Annotated in this window: 25 protein-coding genes; all 25 read left to right on the top strand. The window is 40.2% G+C overall.

The window, feature by feature from the left end; genetic code table 11:
* The first annotated feature begins 12 nt into the window (after positions 1 to 12).
* The 25 genes from ACVRZ8_RS03995 (at position 13) to secY (ending at position 15,162) form a co-directional block, all read left to right on the top strand.
* Complete coding sequence (locus tag ACVRZ8_RS03995) at positions 13 to 393, top strand: MORN repeat-containing protein (RefSeq protein ID WP_447448024.1); 381 nt, start codon at positions 13 to 15, stop codon at positions 391 to 393.
* Positions 390 to 2,204 (top strand): acyltransferase family protein, encoded by a 1,815-nt coding sequence (locus ACVRZ8_RS03990; RefSeq protein ID WP_447448023.1) that lies wholly within the window; start codon positions 390 to 392, stop codon positions 2,202 to 2,204. The genes ACVRZ8_RS03995 and ACVRZ8_RS03990 overlap by 4 nt, the downstream gene beginning before the upstream one ends.
* A 60-nt stretch (positions 2,205 to 2,264) precedes the next feature.
* Entirely contained in the window at positions 2,265 to 3,266 is a 1,002-nt protein-coding gene (gene ruvB, locus ACVRZ8_RS03985) for a Holliday junction branch migration DNA helicase RuvB (protein ID WP_447448022.1), read from the top strand.
* A 312-nt stretch (positions 3,267 to 3,578) separates the two neighbouring features.
* Entirely contained in the window at positions 3,579 to 3,887 is a 309-nt protein-coding gene (gene rpsJ, locus ACVRZ8_RS03980; RefSeq protein ID WP_447448021.1) for a 30S ribosomal protein S10, read from the top strand.
* Positions 3,888 to 4,129: 242 nt separating this feature from the next.
* Entirely contained in the window at positions 4,130 to 4,756 is a 627-nt protein-coding gene (gene rplC / locus ACVRZ8_RS03975) for a 50S ribosomal protein L3 (RefSeq protein WP_447448020.1), read from the top strand.
* A 23-nt stretch (positions 4,757 to 4,779) separates the two neighbouring features.
* On the top strand, positions 4,780 to 5,403 hold the full coding sequence (rplD, locus tag ACVRZ8_RS03970) for a 50S ribosomal protein L4 (RefSeq protein WP_447448018.1): 624 nt from the start codon (positions 4,780 to 4,782) through the stop codon (positions 5,401 to 5,403).
* Complete coding sequence (locus tag ACVRZ8_RS03965) at positions 5,403 to 5,699, top strand: 50S ribosomal protein L23 (protein ID WP_447448016.1); 297 nt, start codon at positions 5,403 to 5,405, stop codon at positions 5,697 to 5,699. Before rplD ends, ACVRZ8_RS03965 begins: the two co-directional genes overlap by 1 nt.
* A 17-nt stretch (positions 5,700 to 5,716) precedes the next feature.
* Positions 5,717 to 6,550: a 50S ribosomal protein L2 gene (rplB, locus tag ACVRZ8_RS03960; protein ID WP_447448015.1), complete on the top strand. Its 834-nt coding sequence runs from the start codon at positions 5,717 to 5,719 to the stop codon at positions 6,548 to 6,550.
* Between the two features lie 203 nt (positions 6,551 to 6,753).
* Entirely contained in the window at positions 6,754 to 7,032 is a 279-nt protein-coding gene (gene rpsS, locus ACVRZ8_RS03955) for a 30S ribosomal protein S19 (protein WP_000533765.1), read from the top strand.
* 15 nt (positions 7,033 to 7,047) lie between these two features.
* On the top strand, positions 7,048 to 7,392 hold the full coding sequence (rplV, locus tag ACVRZ8_RS03950) for a 50S ribosomal protein L22 (protein ID WP_447448014.1): 345 nt from the start codon (positions 7,048 to 7,050) through the stop codon (positions 7,390 to 7,392).
* Positions 7,393 to 7,407: 15 nt separating this feature from the next.
* Complete coding sequence (gene rpsC / locus ACVRZ8_RS03945; protein WP_447448013.1) at positions 7,408 to 8,061, top strand: 30S ribosomal protein S3; 654 nt, start codon at positions 7,408 to 7,410, stop codon at positions 8,059 to 8,061.
* Positions 8,062 to 8,064: 3 nt separating this feature from the next.
* Complete coding sequence (rplP, locus tag ACVRZ8_RS03940; protein ID WP_003029477.1) at positions 8,065 to 8,478, top strand: 50S ribosomal protein L16; 414 nt, start codon at positions 8,065 to 8,067, stop codon at positions 8,476 to 8,478.
* Between the two features lie 9 nt (positions 8,479 to 8,487).
* On the top strand, positions 8,488 to 8,694 hold the full coding sequence (rpmC, locus tag ACVRZ8_RS03935) for a 50S ribosomal protein L29 (protein ID WP_447448012.1): 207 nt from the start codon (positions 8,488 to 8,490) through the stop codon (positions 8,692 to 8,694).
* 21 nt (positions 8,695 to 8,715) lie between these two features.
* Positions 8,716 to 8,979, top strand: a complete 264-nt coding sequence (gene rpsQ / locus ACVRZ8_RS03930) for a 30S ribosomal protein S17 (protein WP_447448048.1) — start codon at positions 8,716 to 8,718, stop codon at positions 8,977 to 8,979.
* A gap of 24 nt (positions 8,980 to 9,003) precedes the next feature.
* The gene (gene rplN / locus ACVRZ8_RS03925) at positions 9,004 to 9,372 is read left to right on the top strand and encodes a 50S ribosomal protein L14 (protein WP_447448011.1); all 369 of its coding nucleotides are present in this window, start codon (positions 9,004 to 9,006) and stop codon (positions 9,370 to 9,372) included.
* Positions 9,373 to 9,446: 74 nt separating this feature from the next.
* Positions 9,447 to 9,752, top strand: coding sequence for a 50S ribosomal protein L24 (gene rplX / locus ACVRZ8_RS03920; RefSeq protein ID WP_447448010.1), 306 nt, complete (start codon positions 9,447 to 9,449; stop codon positions 9,750 to 9,752).
* A 26-nt stretch (positions 9,753 to 9,778) separates the two neighbouring features.
* On the top strand, positions 9,779 to 10,321 hold the full coding sequence (gene rplE / locus ACVRZ8_RS03915; protein WP_447448009.1) for a 50S ribosomal protein L5: 543 nt from the start codon (positions 9,779 to 9,781) through the stop codon (positions 10,319 to 10,321).
* A gap of 17 nt (positions 10,322 to 10,338) precedes the next feature.
* Positions 10,339 to 10,524 (top strand): type Z 30S ribosomal protein S14, encoded by a 186-nt coding sequence (locus tag ACVRZ8_RS03910; protein ID WP_001085697.1) that lies wholly within the window; start codon positions 10,339 to 10,341, stop codon positions 10,522 to 10,524.
* Between the two features lie 339 nt (positions 10,525 to 10,863).
* The gene (gene rpsH, locus ACVRZ8_RS03905) at positions 10,864 to 11,262 is read left to right on the top strand and encodes a 30S ribosomal protein S8 (protein WP_447448008.1); all 399 of its coding nucleotides are present in this window, start codon (positions 10,864 to 10,866) and stop codon (positions 11,260 to 11,262) included.
* A gap of 335 nt (positions 11,263 to 11,597) precedes the next feature.
* A complete protein-coding gene (rplF, locus tag ACVRZ8_RS03900; RefSeq protein ID WP_447448007.1) occupies positions 11,598 to 12,134 on the top strand; it encodes a 50S ribosomal protein L6 in 537 nt (178 codons plus the stop codon).
* An 84-nt stretch (positions 12,135 to 12,218) separates the two neighbouring features.
* Positions 12,219 to 12,575 carry a 50S ribosomal protein L18 gene (rplR, locus tag ACVRZ8_RS03895; protein WP_002885810.1) on the top strand — a complete coding sequence of 119 codons (357 nt, stop codon included), beginning with the start codon at positions 12,219 to 12,221 and terminating at the stop codon, positions 12,573 to 12,575.
* Between the two features lie 18 nt (positions 12,576 to 12,593).
* The gene (rpsE, locus tag ACVRZ8_RS03890) at positions 12,594 to 13,088 is read left to right on the top strand and encodes a 30S ribosomal protein S5 (RefSeq protein WP_447448006.1); all 495 of its coding nucleotides are present in this window, start codon (positions 12,594 to 12,596) and stop codon (positions 13,086 to 13,088) included.
* A gap of 14 nt (positions 13,089 to 13,102) precedes the next feature.
* Positions 13,103 to 13,285, top strand: a complete 183-nt coding sequence (rpmD, locus tag ACVRZ8_RS03885) for a 50S ribosomal protein L30 (protein WP_447448005.1) — start codon at positions 13,103 to 13,105, stop codon at positions 13,283 to 13,285.
* 125 nt (positions 13,286 to 13,410) lie between these two features.
* On the top strand, positions 13,411 to 13,851 hold the full coding sequence (gene rplO / locus ACVRZ8_RS03880) for a 50S ribosomal protein L15 (RefSeq protein ID WP_447448004.1): 441 nt from the start codon (positions 13,411 to 13,413) through the stop codon (positions 13,849 to 13,851).
* A gap of 15 nt (positions 13,852 to 13,866) precedes the next feature.
* Complete coding sequence (gene secY / locus ACVRZ8_RS03875) at positions 13,867 to 15,162, top strand: preprotein translocase subunit SecY (RefSeq protein WP_447448003.1); 1,296 nt, start codon at positions 13,867 to 13,869, stop codon at positions 15,160 to 15,162.
* The last annotated feature ends 28 nt before the right edge of the window (positions 15,163 to 15,190 follow it).

Below are 15,190 nucleotides of genomic sequence, written 5' to 3'. Positions count from 1 at the left end.
TAGTAAAAAATTATGAAAAATATAAAATTGGATCGTATCTTTTTTGAGAGAATAGCTTTATTAGTCATTGCACTTTGTGCTTTGTCCCTTATTATGGTTACTTTTAAAAGCAAAGAAACTTTGACTTATGATAATGGGAAAATCACCTATACCGGCTATGTTGTTAATCATCGGCTAAATGGTCAAGGAACTCTGACTTATGCTAATGGTGATACTTACAAAGGGGAGTTCAAAAATGGTGTTTTTCAAGGGCAGGGAACATTTACTTCAAATGAAGGCTGGACTTACACTGGTAATTTTAAATCCGGTCAGGCAGAAGGCCAAGGCAAGCTGACAACTCAAGATGGTGTTATTTATAAAGGAACATTTAAGCAAGGAATTTATCAGGGATGAAAATTAATTGGTTCTCCTACATTCGGGTGACAGGACTTTTTCTCGTCCTCTTTTATCACTTTTTTTCGGGAATTTTTTCCGGTGGCTTTATTGGGGTGGATATTTTTTTCACCTTCTCAGGTTACCTGATTACAGCGCTTCTTATTGATGAGGTTGCAAATAGACAAAGGATTGACTATAAAGGCTTTCTGTGGCGTCGATTTTATAGAATTATACCGCCATTGGTCATTATGGTTTTACTTTGTATGCCTCTTACTTTCTTTGTCCGCAATGATTTTGTGGCAGGAATTGGCCGTCAAATTGCTTCGGTTTTTGGCTTTATGACCAATTTCTATGAAATTTTAACGGGCGGAAGTTACGAGAGCCGGTTTAATCAGCATCTCTTCATACATACTTGGAGTTTGGCTATTGAGATGCAGTTTTACTTGCTTTGGGGAGCTCTGCTATGGTTCTTTGCTAAAAAGGTAAAACATCAAAATCAATTTCGCGGTCTAGTTTTTATCACGTCCTTGAGTCTCTTTGCGATAAGTTTTTTAGCTATGTTTATCGGGGCTTTTCTGACGGATGATTTCTCAACAATTTATTTTTCAACGGTAACGCATATCTTCCCTTTCTTTTTGGGAGCTCTTTTTGCAACAGTTACAGGTATTAGTGAAACCACTATTCGCTTCAAAAAAAATGTTCGGCTTTGGCCTTTGCGTAAGACTGTCCTTTATATGGCAGGAAGTGCTGCAGTTTTACTGTTATTAGGTTTTGTGCTTGATTTTGAAGGACGGCTCACTTATCTTTTCGGTTTTGCCTTGGCCAGTCTTTTTGCGGCCAGTATGATTTATGCGGCTCGTGTTCTGCATGAGCAGCTTCCGGAGAGAAAAGAGCCTCGTGTTATTGCTTATTTGGCAGATATCTCCTATAGTGTCTATCTCTTTCATTGGCCGCTTTATATTATTTTCAGTCAGCTGATGGGAAATTTTCCTGCAGTGTTAGTGACAACGGTTCTTTCACTTCTTTTTGCAACACTTTCCTACTATATTATTGAGCCTTTTGTTGCCGGTAAAAAGGTAGAATTGTTAGGAAGAGACTTAGTTGTTTATAAGAATTGGATTTGGGGAGGTCTTGGTCTTTTGGCAGCTTTGGCCTTGGTTATTTCTGTAACGGCACCAAGCGTAGGTGATTTTGAATATGATCTTCAAATTAATAGTTTTACTCAGGCACAGACTAAGATGAATTTGACACGTTCTAATGCAGAAAACAGCACAGCATCTGATTACAATGTCTCCGATGGAGTAACTATCTTGGGGGATTCTGTTGCTTTGCGTGCAACTGATCAGATTAATGCAACAATTGAAAGTGTCAATCTTGATGCAGCTGTCAGTAGAAATTTATCGGAAGTTAATACCCTCTTAGATACCTATATCAGCAGTAAAGCTCTTTCTAAATATGTAGTTGTTGCGGTTGGTGTTAATGAAGTAGGTGATTATAAAACGGAAATTGATAGTATTATTTCTAAGCTGCCCCAAGGGCGTCACCTTATTTTTGTTACACCTTATAATGGTGAGGAAGCTAACGATAGTACTTCGCAAACTGCGCAGGTTCGTGCATATGAAGAAAAAATGGCGAAAAAATATGATTACATCAGCATTGCAGACTGGTATCAAGCAGCTGTTGACAACCCATCCATTTGGGCAGGAACCGATGGTGTTCATTACGGTACAGACAGCGATACCGTTGTGAAGGGGGCGCAGCTTTATGCTGATACTATTCAAACAGCAGTGACTCGAGCAGCTAATGCTCCTGTCAAAGGTGCTGATTAAAAATTGGCGAGTGCAAGAAAAAATCTTTTGTACTCGTTTTATTTATGCTAAAATGAAATTATGAATCGAATGTTAGACAATGATTTAATAGGTGATGAAGCCTATGCAGAGCGTACGCTCCGTCCTCAATACTTTAAAGAATATATTGGACAAAACAAGGTTAAGGATCAGCTGAAGATATTCATAGAAGCAGCGAAACTGCGAGATGAAGCTTTGGATCACACTTTGTTGTTTGGTCCGCCAGGTTTAGGTAAAACCACTATGGCTTTTGTTATTGCCAATGAATTAGGGGTTGGTCTTAAGCAAACTTCTGGCCCTGCTATCGAAAAAGCTGGTGATTTAGTTGCGATTCTCAATGATTTAGAGCCCGGAGATGTCCTTTTTATTGACGAAATTCACCGTCTCCCTATGGCTGTTGAAGAAGTTCTCTATAGTGCTATGGAAGACTTTTATATTGATATTATTATTGGATCGGGTGAAACCAGTCGCAGTGTTCATTTGGATTTACCGCCTTTTACTTTGATTGGTGCTACTACTCGAGCGGGTATGCTGTCAAATCCTCTGCGAGCCCGCTTTGGAATTAGTGGTCATATGGAGTATTATCAAACAGAAGACCTAAGAGAGATTGTTGAACGCACAGCAGAGATTTTCAACATGGAAATAACAGCTGAAGCAGCTGTCGAATTGGCTCGCCGCAGCCGTGGCACTCCTCGTATTGCTAATCGGCTTCTCAAACGGGTGCGAGATTATGCACAAATTATGGGCAGTGGTCTTATTGATGGACAAATGGCTGATAAGGCTTTGACGATGCTTGATGTTGACCGAGAAGGTCTGGATTATGTTGATCAAAAAATTCTTAAAACCATGATTGAAGTTTACGGAGGCGGTCCTGTCGGATTAGGCACTTTGTCTGTTAATATCGCTGAAGAGCGAGAAACAGTAGAAGACATGTATGAACCTTATCTCATTCAGCAAGGGTTCATTATGCGAACGCGAACGGGGCGTATTGCAACAGCAAAGGCTTTTGAACATCTAGGCTATGATCCTGCAGATAAACTTTAAAGAGGTTGGTTCTTGAACCGCACCCTAAAAGCTAGACAGAAAAAATCTAACTTTTGGGGTGTTATTTTTGTTTATATAAAATAATAAGGCAGAGCTAAAAATGAAAAAGCTTTCAAGATAAAAAGTCAAAAAAAATGTTAAAACCCTTGCAATGGTTGGATTCTTCTGTTATTATATTATGGTGCTGTAAAAATACAGCTTTAGCTATGATACAAGAGGTTGCGACACGCTCGGTTGCATTGCCACGTAACCCCGTGTTGGTTTTCTTGAGGAGCTAGCCTATTATCTTAAATAGACGAAAAGGAGAAAAAGATGGCAAATAAAAAAATTCGTATCCGTTTGAAAGCATACGAACATCGTACACTTGACACGGCAGCAGAAAAAATTGTTGAAACTGCGACACGTACAGGTGCAACAGTTGCTGGACCAATTCCGCTCCCAACTGAACGTAATCTTTACACGGTTATTCGTGCGACTCATAAATATAAAGATTCTCGCGAACAATTTGAGATGCGTACACACAAACGTTTGATTGACATCATCAACCCTACTCAAAAGACAGTTGATGCTTTGATGAAACTTGATCTTCCAAGCGGTGTTAATGTAGAAATCAAACTTTAACCGTTTGAAACAAAAGTAAGAAGCGGGTTCGAATGTAATTGAACATAGGCTAAACTCTGTGTGAAAAAAGACAGTCCTTCCTAGAAACTGAGGTTTCTTCGTTGGGTCTCCTATTTTCACCTTGAGTTTGATGTCTTTAGTGTCTTGCTTTGAGCATAAAAAACGCTCGTTAAAAACTTTTTTGAGCATAAAAAACGCTCATAAAAAACTTTTTAAAAAATAAGTAAAGGAAATATTTTCTCATGACAAAAGGAATCTTAGGGAAAAAAGTGGGAATGACTCAAATCTTCACTGAATCTGGTGAATTTATCCCTGTAACTGTCATCGAAGCAACTCCAAATGTTGTACTTCAGGTAAAAACTGTTGAAACAGACGGTTATGAAGCAGTTCAAGTTGGTTTTGATGACAAGCGTGAAGTGTTGAGTAACAAACCTGCCAAAGGCCATGTGGCGAAAGCTAACACAGCTCCTAAGCGCTTCATTCGTGAATTCAAAAACATTGAAGGCTTGGAAGTTGGACAAGAAATTACAGTTGAACAATTCGAAGCTGGCGATGTTGTTGATGTTACTGGGACAACAAAAGGTAAAGGTTTCCAAGGTGCTATTAAGCGTCATGGACAATCGCGTGGACCTATGGCTCACGGTTCTCGTTATCACCGCCGTCCAGGTTCAATGGGACCTGTTGCGCCAAACCGTGTTTTCAAAAATAAACATTTGGCAGGACGCATGGGCGGTAACCGTGTGACAATTCAAAATCTTGAAATTGTCCAAGTTATCCCAGAGAAAAACGTTGTTCTTATCAAAGGTAACGTTCCGGGTGCTAAGAAATCTCTTATCACTATCAAATCAGCAGTTAAAGCTGCTAAATAATAAGAAAGGAGAAAACAGTTAAAATGGCAAATGTAAAACTATTTGACCAATCTGGTAAAGAAGTTAGCTCGGTTGAATTGAATGATGCAGTCTTCGGGATTGAACCAAACGAATCAGTAGTGTTTGATGTTGTTATCAGTCAACGTGCCAGTCTTCGCCAAGGTACTCATGCGGTTAAAAATCGTTCAGCAGTATCAGGCGGCGGGCGCAAGCCATGGCGTCAAAAAGGAACTGGGCGTGCTCGTCAAGGTTCTATCCGTTCACCGCAATGGCGTGGCGGTGGCGTTGTCTTCGGACCAACTCCACGTTCATACGGATACAAACTTCCGCAAAAGGTTCGTCGCCTTGCTTTGAAATCAGTTTACTCAGCTAAAGTAGCTGACGATAAATTTGTAGCTGTGGAAAACCTTTCATTTGCAGCTCCGAAAACTGCTGAATTTGCAAATGTACTTTCAGCGCTTAATGTTGATTCAAAAGTACTTGTAATCCTTGAAGAAGGAAATGAGTTTGCAGCGCTTTCTGCACGCAACCTTCCAAATGTAACAGTTGCAACCGCAGCTACTGCAAGTGTTCTTGATATCGTAAACGCAGACAAACTTCTTGTTACTAAAGAAGCGATCTCTACAATTGAGGAGGTTCTTGCATAATGAATTTGTACGACGTAATCAAAAAACCTGTTATCACAGAGAAATCAATGATTGATCTTGAAGCAGGTAAATACACTTTTGAGGTAGATACGCGCGCACATAAACTGTTGATCAAACAAGCGGTTGAAGCTGCTTTTGATGGAGTGAAAGTCGCAAACGTAAATACTGTAACTGTAAAGCCTAAACAAAAACGTGTTGGTCGTTATACTGGCTTTACTTCAAAAACCAAAAAAGCTATCATTACTCTCACAGCTGATTCTAAAGCAATTGAGCTGTTTGCAGCTGAAGCTGAATAATCAAAGGAGGAAGAAACGTGGGTATTAAAGTTTATAAACCAACGACAAATGGCCGTCGTAACATGACTTCTTTGGACTTCGCTGAAATCACTACAAGCACTCCTGAGAAATCATTGCTTGTTTCGCTTAAGAACAAAGCTGGTCGTAATAATAACGGCCGTATCACTGTTCGTCATCAAGGCGGCGGGCATAAACGCCACTACCGTTTGATTGATTTCAAACGTAACAAAGACGGTGTTGAAGCGGTTGTTAAAACTATCGAATATGATCCAAACCGTACTGCAAATATTGCTCTTGTTCATTACACTGATGGTGTGAAGGCATATATCATTGCACCAAAAGGCCTTGAAGTTGGTCAACGTATCGTTTCGGGTCCAGAAGCTGACATTAAAGTTGGTAATGCGCTTCCGCTTGCAAATATTCCAGTTGGTACAGTTGTTCATAATGTTGAACTTCAGCCAGGTAAGGGAGCTGAACTCATTCGTGCTGCGGGTGCCTCTGCACAAGTTTTGGGACAAGAGGGTAAATATGTTCTTGTTCGTCTTCAATCAGGCGAAGTTCGTATGATTCTTGGTACTTGCCGTGCGACAATCGGTACTGTCGGTAACGAACAGCAATCACTTGTTAATATTGGTAAAGCTGGACGTAACCGTTGGAAAGGGATTCGTCCAACAGTTCGTGGTTCTGTAATGAACCCTAACGATCACCCGCATGGTGGTGGTGAAGGTAAAGCACCAGTTGGACGTAAGGCGCCATCTACTCCTTGGGGTAAACCTGCGCTTGGTCTTAAAACACGTAACAAGAAAGCTAAATCAGACAAACTTATTGTTCGCCGTCGTAACGAAAAATAGGCGGCCGAGCAGAAGTTTGTTAAAACTTCGTAGCGAGACCCCCGCACAGTTGACGAGGAAAATAGCAAGTTGAAAAACGCCGCTATTTGACCGTCAACCACTGCGCCGGTCGGTTATGATAAATCCGCCAGCTCGGTAGGGTAAGTAGGACACAGTCCTGCCCCAAGCCGCTGTGGTACATATTTAAAGGAGAAAACTAAAAAATGGGACGCAGTCTTAAAAAAGGACCTTTCGTCGATGAGCATTTGATGAAGAAAGTTGAAGCTCAGGCAAATGACGAAAAGAAAAAAGTCATCAAAACTTGGTCACGTCGTTCAACGATTTTCCCAAGTTTCATCGGATACACTATCGCAGTTTATGATGGACGTAAACATGTTCCTGTTTACATCCAAGAAGACATGGTAGGTCACAAACTTGGTGAATTTGCACCAACACGTACTTACAAAGGTCACGCAGCTGACGATAAGAAAACACGTCGTTAATAGGAGGAAGACACAATGGCAGAAATTACTTCAGCTAAAGCAATGGCTCGTACAGTGCGTGTTTCACCTCGTAAAACACGTCTTGTGCTTGATCTTATCCGTGGTAAGAATGTTGCTGATGCAATCGCAATCTTGAAATTTACTCCAAACAAAGCAGCGCGCATTGTTGAGAAAACACTTAACTCTGCAATTGCAAACGCTGAGAATAACTTCGGTTTGGAAAAAGCTAACTTGGTAGTGTCTGAAACATTCGCTAACGAAGGACCAACCATGAAACGGTTCCGTCCGCGTGCGAAAGGATCAGCCTCACCAATCAATAAACGCACAACTCATGTTACAGTAGTTGTGGCGGAACAATAATAAGGAGGTAAACTCGTGGGTCAAAAAGTACATCCAATTGGTATGCGTGTCGGAATCATCCGTGACTGGGATGCGAAATGGTATGCTGAAAAAGAATACGCAGATTACCTTCATGAAGATTTGGCAATCCGCAAATTCATCCAAAAAGAATTAGCAGATGCTTCAGTTTCACAAATCGAAATTGAGCGTGCTGTAAATAAAGTCATCGTTTCACTTCACACTGCAAAACCAGGAATGGTTATCGGTAAAGGTGGAGCAAATGTTGATGCCCTTCGTGCTCAACTCAACAAATTAACTGGAAAACAAGTTCACATTAACATTGTTGAAATCAAATCACCAGATTTGGATGCTCATCTTGTTGGTGAAAATATCGCTCGTCAGCTTGAACAGCGTGTTGCTTTCCGTCGTGCTCAAAAACAAGCAATCCAACGGACAATGCGTGCAGGTGCTAAGGGAATTAAGACCCAAGTATCTGGTCGTTTGAACGGTGCAGATATCGCACGTGCCGAGGGGTATTCAGAAGGAACTGTTCCACTTCATACGCTTCGTGCCGATATTGATTACGCTTGGGAAGAAGCTGATACTACTTACGGTAAACTTGGTGTTAAAGTTTGGATTTACCGTGGTGAAATTCTTCCAGCTCGTAAAAACACTAAAGGAGGCAAATAACAAATGTTAGTACCTAAACGTGTTAAACACCGTCGCGAATTCCGTGGAAAAATGCGCGGTGAAGCTAAAGGTGGTAAGGAAGTCGCATTCGGTGAATATGGCCTTCAAGCTACTACTAGCCACTGGATAACAAACCGCCAAATCGAAGCTGCCCGTATTGCTATGACACGTTATATGAAACGTGGTGGTAAGGTTTGGATCAAAATCTTCCCACACAAATCATACACCGCTAAAGCTATCGGGGTACGTATGGGATCTGGTAAAGGGGCACCTGAAGGCTGGGTGGCACCAGTTAAACGTGGTAAAGTCATGTTTGAAATTGCTGGTGTTCCCGAAGAAGTTGCTCGTGAAGCACTTCGTCTCGCTAGTCATAAATTGCCAGTTAAGACTAAATTCGTAAAACGTGAAGCAGAATAAGGAGAAAACATGAAACTTCAAGAAATTAAAGATTTTGTTAAAGAGCTTCGTGGACTTTCTCAAGAGGAACTTGCTAAGAAAGAAAGCGAACTTAAGAAAGAACTTTTCGACCTTCGTTTCCAAGCTGCAGCAGGTCAACTTGATCAAACTGCCCGTTTGAACGAAGTGAAAAAGCAAATTGCACGTGTTAAAACTGTGCAATCTGAAATTAAATAGATTGGGAAAGGAGTTTTCTAAATAATGGAACGTAATCAACGTAAAACCCTTCTTGGACGTGTCGTATCTGACAAGATGGATAAAACAATCACTGTTGTAGTTGAAACAAAGCGTAACCACCCAGTCTATGGTAAACGTATCAACTATTCTAAAAAATATAAGGCACATGATGAAAACAATACTGCTAAAGAAGGCGATATCGTACGCATCATGGAAACTCGCCCACTATCTGCTACAAAACGTTTCCGTCTTGTAGAAATTGTGGAAGAAGCTGTTATTATCTAATCAAACTAAAAGGAGAAAATTGGAATGATTCAACAAGAGACTCGCTTGAAAGTTGCTGATAATAGCGGTGCCCGTGAAATTTTGGCCATCAAAGTTCTTGGTGGTTCAGGACGTAAATTCGCTAACATCGGTGACGTGATCGTTGCGACTGTTAAACAAGCCACTCCTGGTGGAGCGGTTAAAAAAGGTGATGTTGTCAAGGCAGTTATTGTTCGCACAAAAACTGGGGCTCGCCGTCCAGATGGTTCATACATCAAGTTTGACGATAACGCAGCTGTTATTATTCGTGATGACAAAACACCTCGCGGAACTCGTATTTTTGGGCCTGTTGCACGTGAATTGCGTGAAGGCGGCTATATGCGTATTGTATCTTTGGCACCAGAAGTACTTTAATTTAAAACAAACTTAGTCCCCTAATTGTCATTAGGGTGCCCTTAGGGCGTAAGAAATAATAGGAGAAAAAACTCATGTTTGTAAAAAAAGGCGACAAAGTTCGCGTAATTGCTGGCAAGGACAAAGGTGTAGAAGCTGTTGTTCTTAAAGCTCTTCCGAAAGTAAACAAAGTTGTGGTTGAAGGTGTAGCTATTATTAAAAAACATCAAAAACCAAACAACGAAAATCCTCAAGGTGCTATCGTGGAAAAAGAAGCGCCAATCCATGCCTCAAATGTTCAAGTTCTTGATAAAAATGGTGTGGCTGGACGTGTAGGTTATAAAGTTGTTGACGGCAAGAAAGTTCGTTACAATAAAAAATCAGGCGAAGTGCTTGATTAATCACGAAGGAAAGGAGAAAGTATTAAATGGCTAATCGTCTTAAAGAAAAATACACTAACGAAGTAATTCCTGCTTTAACTGAAAAATTTAACTATTCTTCAGTTATGGCTGTGCCAAAGGTTGAGAAAATTGTTCTTAACATGGGTGTTGGTGAAGCTGTGAATAACGCTAAAACTCTTGAAAAAGCTGCTGCTGAGCTGGCGCTTATTTCAGGTCAAAAACCATTGATTACTAAAGCTAAGAAATCAATCGCTGGCTTCCGTCTTCGTGAGGGTGTGGCGATCGGTGCAAAAGTTACCCTTCGTGGTCAACGTATGTACGAATTTTTAGATAAATTGGTTTCTGTATCACTTCCGCGTGTGCGTGACTTCCATGGTGTTCCAACAAAATCATTTGATGGACGTGGTAACTACACACTCGGTGTGAAAGAACAATTGATTTTCCCAGAAATCAACTTTGATGATGTTGATAAAGTGCGTGGTCTTGATATTGTTATCGTAACGACTGCTAACACTGATGAAGAATCACGTGAATTACTTGCAGGCCTTGGAATGCCTTTTGCAAAATAATCTAGGAGGGAAATAAATTGGCTAAAAAATCTATGATTGCTAAGAACAAACGCCCAGCGAAGTTTTCTACGCAAGCTTACACTCGTTGTGAAAAATGCGGCCGTCCGCATTCTGTTTACCGCAAGTTTAAACTTTGCCGTGTTTGCTTCCGTGAATTGGCATATAAAGGTCAAATCCCTGGTGTTACCAAAGCTTCTTGGTAAATTAAAATGTAAGAGCATTAAGCAACCACAGTAAAGATGAGAGAGCCTATTTTCTTTACCAAGGTTACAAGCTCGAACTCAGTTAAAAATATGACGCAAGGACGTTTAGTCCGTGCTCAAAATTAATTAACATTATATATATCATATCGATACAAAGTTTGTTTATTGATTTGGACATAGGATGAAGATGAAATCTGTGCGGGAAAGAGAATCTATCGCAGAGACCAGAGTTTCTTCATCAAGCTTCCTATTTTTTGCGTTGGCTTTTAGCGCTCTTTGTATCATGAATTAACTAGCAAGTGAAATGTTCAAACTACTAGTAAGAGGAGAAATTTAAAAATGGTTATGACTGACCCGATTGCAGACTTTTTGACACGTATTCGTAATGCTAACCAAGCAAAACACGAAGTGCTTGAAGTTCCTGCATCAAACATTAAAAAGGGGATTGCTGAAATCCTTAAACGTGAAGGTTTTGTAAAAAACGTTGAAGTTATTGAAGACAACAAACAAGGTATCGTCCGTGTTTTCCTTAAATATGGACAAAATGGTGAACGTGTCATTACCAATTTAAAACGTATTTCAAAACCGGGTCTTCGTGTTTATGCAAAACGTGAAGATGTTCCCAAAGTACTTAATGGTCTTGGGATTGCGATTATTTCTACATCAGAAGGCCTTTTGACAGATAAAGAAGCTCGTCAAAAGAATGTTGGTGGAGAAGTTATTGCTTACGTTTGGTAAAATCATGATACAAAAGGCGTCATGAACAGTCTAAAATTAGGAAACTTTTGCGGTTTGCTAGCAAACAAGAAAATTTATTTATTTTAGACGGTCGTTCATAGTCTGTGTTCAAATCACTTCGTCTGATTTGAAAAGTATCGTGCTAATTATCAAAAATGCTCATTTGAACACGGGCTAAAGTCTGTGTAAAAAAGATAATCCTTCCTTGAAGCTTTGGCTTCTTCGTCAGGATTCCTATTTTTACTTTGACTTCTTAACGCCCTTTGTATCATGAGTGCCCCGTGAAAACTCGTCGCTTAAGCGGCCTGATAATTTAACAGGAGAAAACAAATACTATGTCACGTATTGGTAATAAAGTAATTACATTGCCTGCAGGTGTTGAAGTAACTAACAATAATAATGTGGTCACTGTCAAAGGACCTAAGGGCGAACTCACTCGTGAGTTTAATCAAAACATTGAAATTAAAATTGATGGTGCTGAAGTAACACTTCATCGTCCAAATGATTCAAAGGAAAACAAAACAATCCATGGCACTTCACGTGCTAACCTGAACAACATGGTTGTCGGTGTTTCTGAAGGGTTTAAGAAAGAACTTGAAATGCGTGGGGTTGGATACCGTGCACAGCTTCAAGGGAAAAAACTTGTACTTTCTGTTGGTAAGTCTCACCAAGATGAAGTAGATGCTCCAGAAGGCATTACTTTTGAAGTACCATCTGCAACTTCAATTATCGTTAGCGGTATCAATAAAGAGGTTGTTGGTCAGACAGCTGCTTATATCCGTGGACTTCGTTCGCCAGAACCGTATAAAGGTAAAGGTATCCGTTACGTTGGTGAATACGTACGTCGTAAAGAAGGTAAAACAGGTAAATAATATTTTGACTTTCTTTTTAGAGAGCTTCAATTTAAATTTATCATTTGCTCCTAGAGCAATTATTCTAAATAAGAGGTGAAAATTGTGATTTCGAAACCAGATAAAAATAAACTCCGCCAAAAACGCCATCGTCGTGTTCGCGGAAAACTCTCTGGAACTGCTGATCGCCCACGTTTGAACATTTTCCGTTCTAATACAGGCATCTACGCTCAAGTGATTGATGACGTAGCGGGTGTAACGCTCGCAAGTGCTTCAACTCTTGACAAGGAAGTTTCAAAGGGAACTAAAACAGAACAAGCCGTTGTTGTTGGTAAACTTGTTGCAGAACGCGCAGTAGCTAAAGGTATTTCTGAAGTGGTGTTTGACCGCGGTGGATATCTCTATCATGGGCGTGTGAAAGCTTTGGCTGATTCAGCTCGTGAAAACGGATTGAAATTCTAATAGGGAGGACACTTAATAATGGCATTTAAAGATAATGCAGTAGAACTTGAAGAACGCGTTGTTGCTATCAACCGTGTTACAAAAGTTGTTAAAGGTGGACGTCGTCTTCGTTTTGCAGCTCTTGTTGTTGTTGGTGACCGTAATGGCCGTGTCGGATTCGGTACTGGTAAAGCTCAAGAAGTACCAGAAGCTATTCGTAAAGCAGTCGAAGACGCTAAGAAAAATCTTATTGAAGTTCCTATGGTTGGAACAACAATTCCTCACGAAGTTCGCTCAGAATTTGGCGGCGCTCGTGTCTTGTTGAAACCAGCTGTTGAAGGGGCTGGAGTTGCTGCTGGCGGTGCTGTTCGTGCGGTTGTAGAATTGGCCGGTGTTGCAGATATTACATCTAAATCACTTGGTTCAAATACCCCGATCAATATTGTTCGTGCAACAGTCGAAGGTTTGAAACAGCTTAAACGTGCAGAAGAAGTTGCTGCTTTGCGTGGCATTTCAATTTCTGACTTGGCATAAGAAAGGAGAACATCATGGCTCAAATTAAAATTACTTTGACTAAGTCTCCAATCGGCCGTAAGCCAGAACAGCGTAAAACGGTTGTTGCCCTTGGACTTGGTAAATTAAACTCTTCAGTTATTAAAGAAGACAATGCTGCTATTCGTGGAATGGTTAATGCAATCACACATTTGGTAACTGTTGAAGATGTTAAATAAATCATTTAGGTCGTAAGGAAACTTGCGGCTTAAGTGTAGTATTAATTGCATAGGCGAGTTTTTAACTGGAGTCCTTTTCCCTAGTTAAAGGCGTGAGCATTTTGCAAAATAAAGGAGAAAAAATAATGAAACTTCATGAATTGAAACCTGCAGAGGGTTCACGTAAGGTTCGCAACCGTGTGGGACGTGGAACTTCGTCTGGTAATGGTAAGACGGCTGGCCGTGGTCAAAAAGGTCAAAAAGCACGCAGTGGCGGCGGTGTCCGTCTGGGATTTGAAGGTGGACAAACTCCACTTTTCCGTCGTCTTCCAAAACGTGGCTTCACGAATATCAATGCTAAAGAATACGCACTTGTTAATCTTGAACAATTAAATGTCTTTGAAGATGGAACTGAAGTAACTCCAGTTGTCCTCAAAGAAGCTGGGATTGTACGTGCAGAAAAATCAGGTGTTAAAATTCTTGGTAACGGCGAATTGACTAAAAAATTGACTGTTAAAGCAGCTAAATTCTCAAAATCTGCTGAGGCGGCAATTACTGCAAAAGGTGGCTCAATCGAGGTCATTTAACGAGGGGTAACCCATATGTTTTTTAAACTATTAAAAGACGCATTAAAAGTCAAAAACGTTCGCAATAAGATTTTCTTTACAATCTTTATTATTTTCGTTTTTCGAGTAGGGACACATATCACGGTTCCCGGAATTAATGCTGAAAGTCTGGAACAATTAAGTGACTTACCTTTCCTCAATATGCTTAACTTGGTTTCTGGTAATGCTATGAGTAACTTTTCAATCTTTTCGATGGGGGTTAGTCCATATATTACAGCATCCATTATTGTTCAGCTTTTGCAGATGGATATTTATCCTAGGTTTGTAGAGTGGAGCAAGCAAGGGGAAGTAGGCCGTCGTAAATTGAATCAGGCGACACGTTATATTACTCTTGTTTTAGCGTTTGGTCAATCCATGGGGATTACAGGCACCTTTAATACACTTTCAGCGGTATCATTGGTTAAAACACCCAATATATCAACCTATATTTTGATTGGTTCTATCTTAACCGCTGGAAGTATGATTGTGACTTGGTTAGGTGAACAAATTACTGATAAAGGATTTGGTAATGGGGTATCAATGATTATCTTTTCAGGTATTATTGCCTCGATTCCTAATATGTTTTCAACGATCTATGAAGACTTCTTTGTTAATATTCGTTCTGAAGATATGATTCGTTCGGGGGTTATTGTTGCTCTAGTAGCATTTGCTGCCCTTGTTATTGTCTTTTTTACGACATTTGTTCAGCAAGCAGAGTACAAGATTCCAATTCAGTATACTAAGTTGGTTCAAGGTGCTCCAACAAGTTCTTATCTTCCTTTGAAGGTGAATCCTGCTGGAGTTATTCCTGTTATCTTTGCTAGCTCGATTACAACCATTCCAAGTACAGTTTTACCATTCTTTCAAAATGTACCTTGGCTGTCTCGGTTACAGGAACTCTTTTCTTATACAACTCCTAGTGGAATGATGATCTATGCTTTATTGATTATTGTATTCTCATTCTTCTATACTTTTGTTCAAGTGAATCCTGAAAAGACGGCTGAAAATCTTCAGAAAAATGGTTCTTATATTCCAAGTGTGCGTCCGGGACGTGAAACAGAGCAGTTTATGTCATCTTTGCTAAAAAAATTAGCAACAATCGGAGCAGTCTTCCTTGCATTTATTTCTTTAACTCCAATTATTGCGCAGCAGGCTATGAACTTATCAAGCTCTATTGCGCTTGGAGGAACCTCTTTGTTGATTTTGATTTCAACGGGAATTGAAGGGATGAAACAGCTTGAAGGATATCTCTTAAAACGGCAATATGTTGGCTTCATGAATCTCGAAGATTAAGTAATGCTATCAAACAAAATATGATGGG

This window comes from Streptococcus dentiloxodontae, from assembly GCF_053206925.1.
This window is presented reverse-complemented; position numbering and strand designations above follow the sequence as displayed.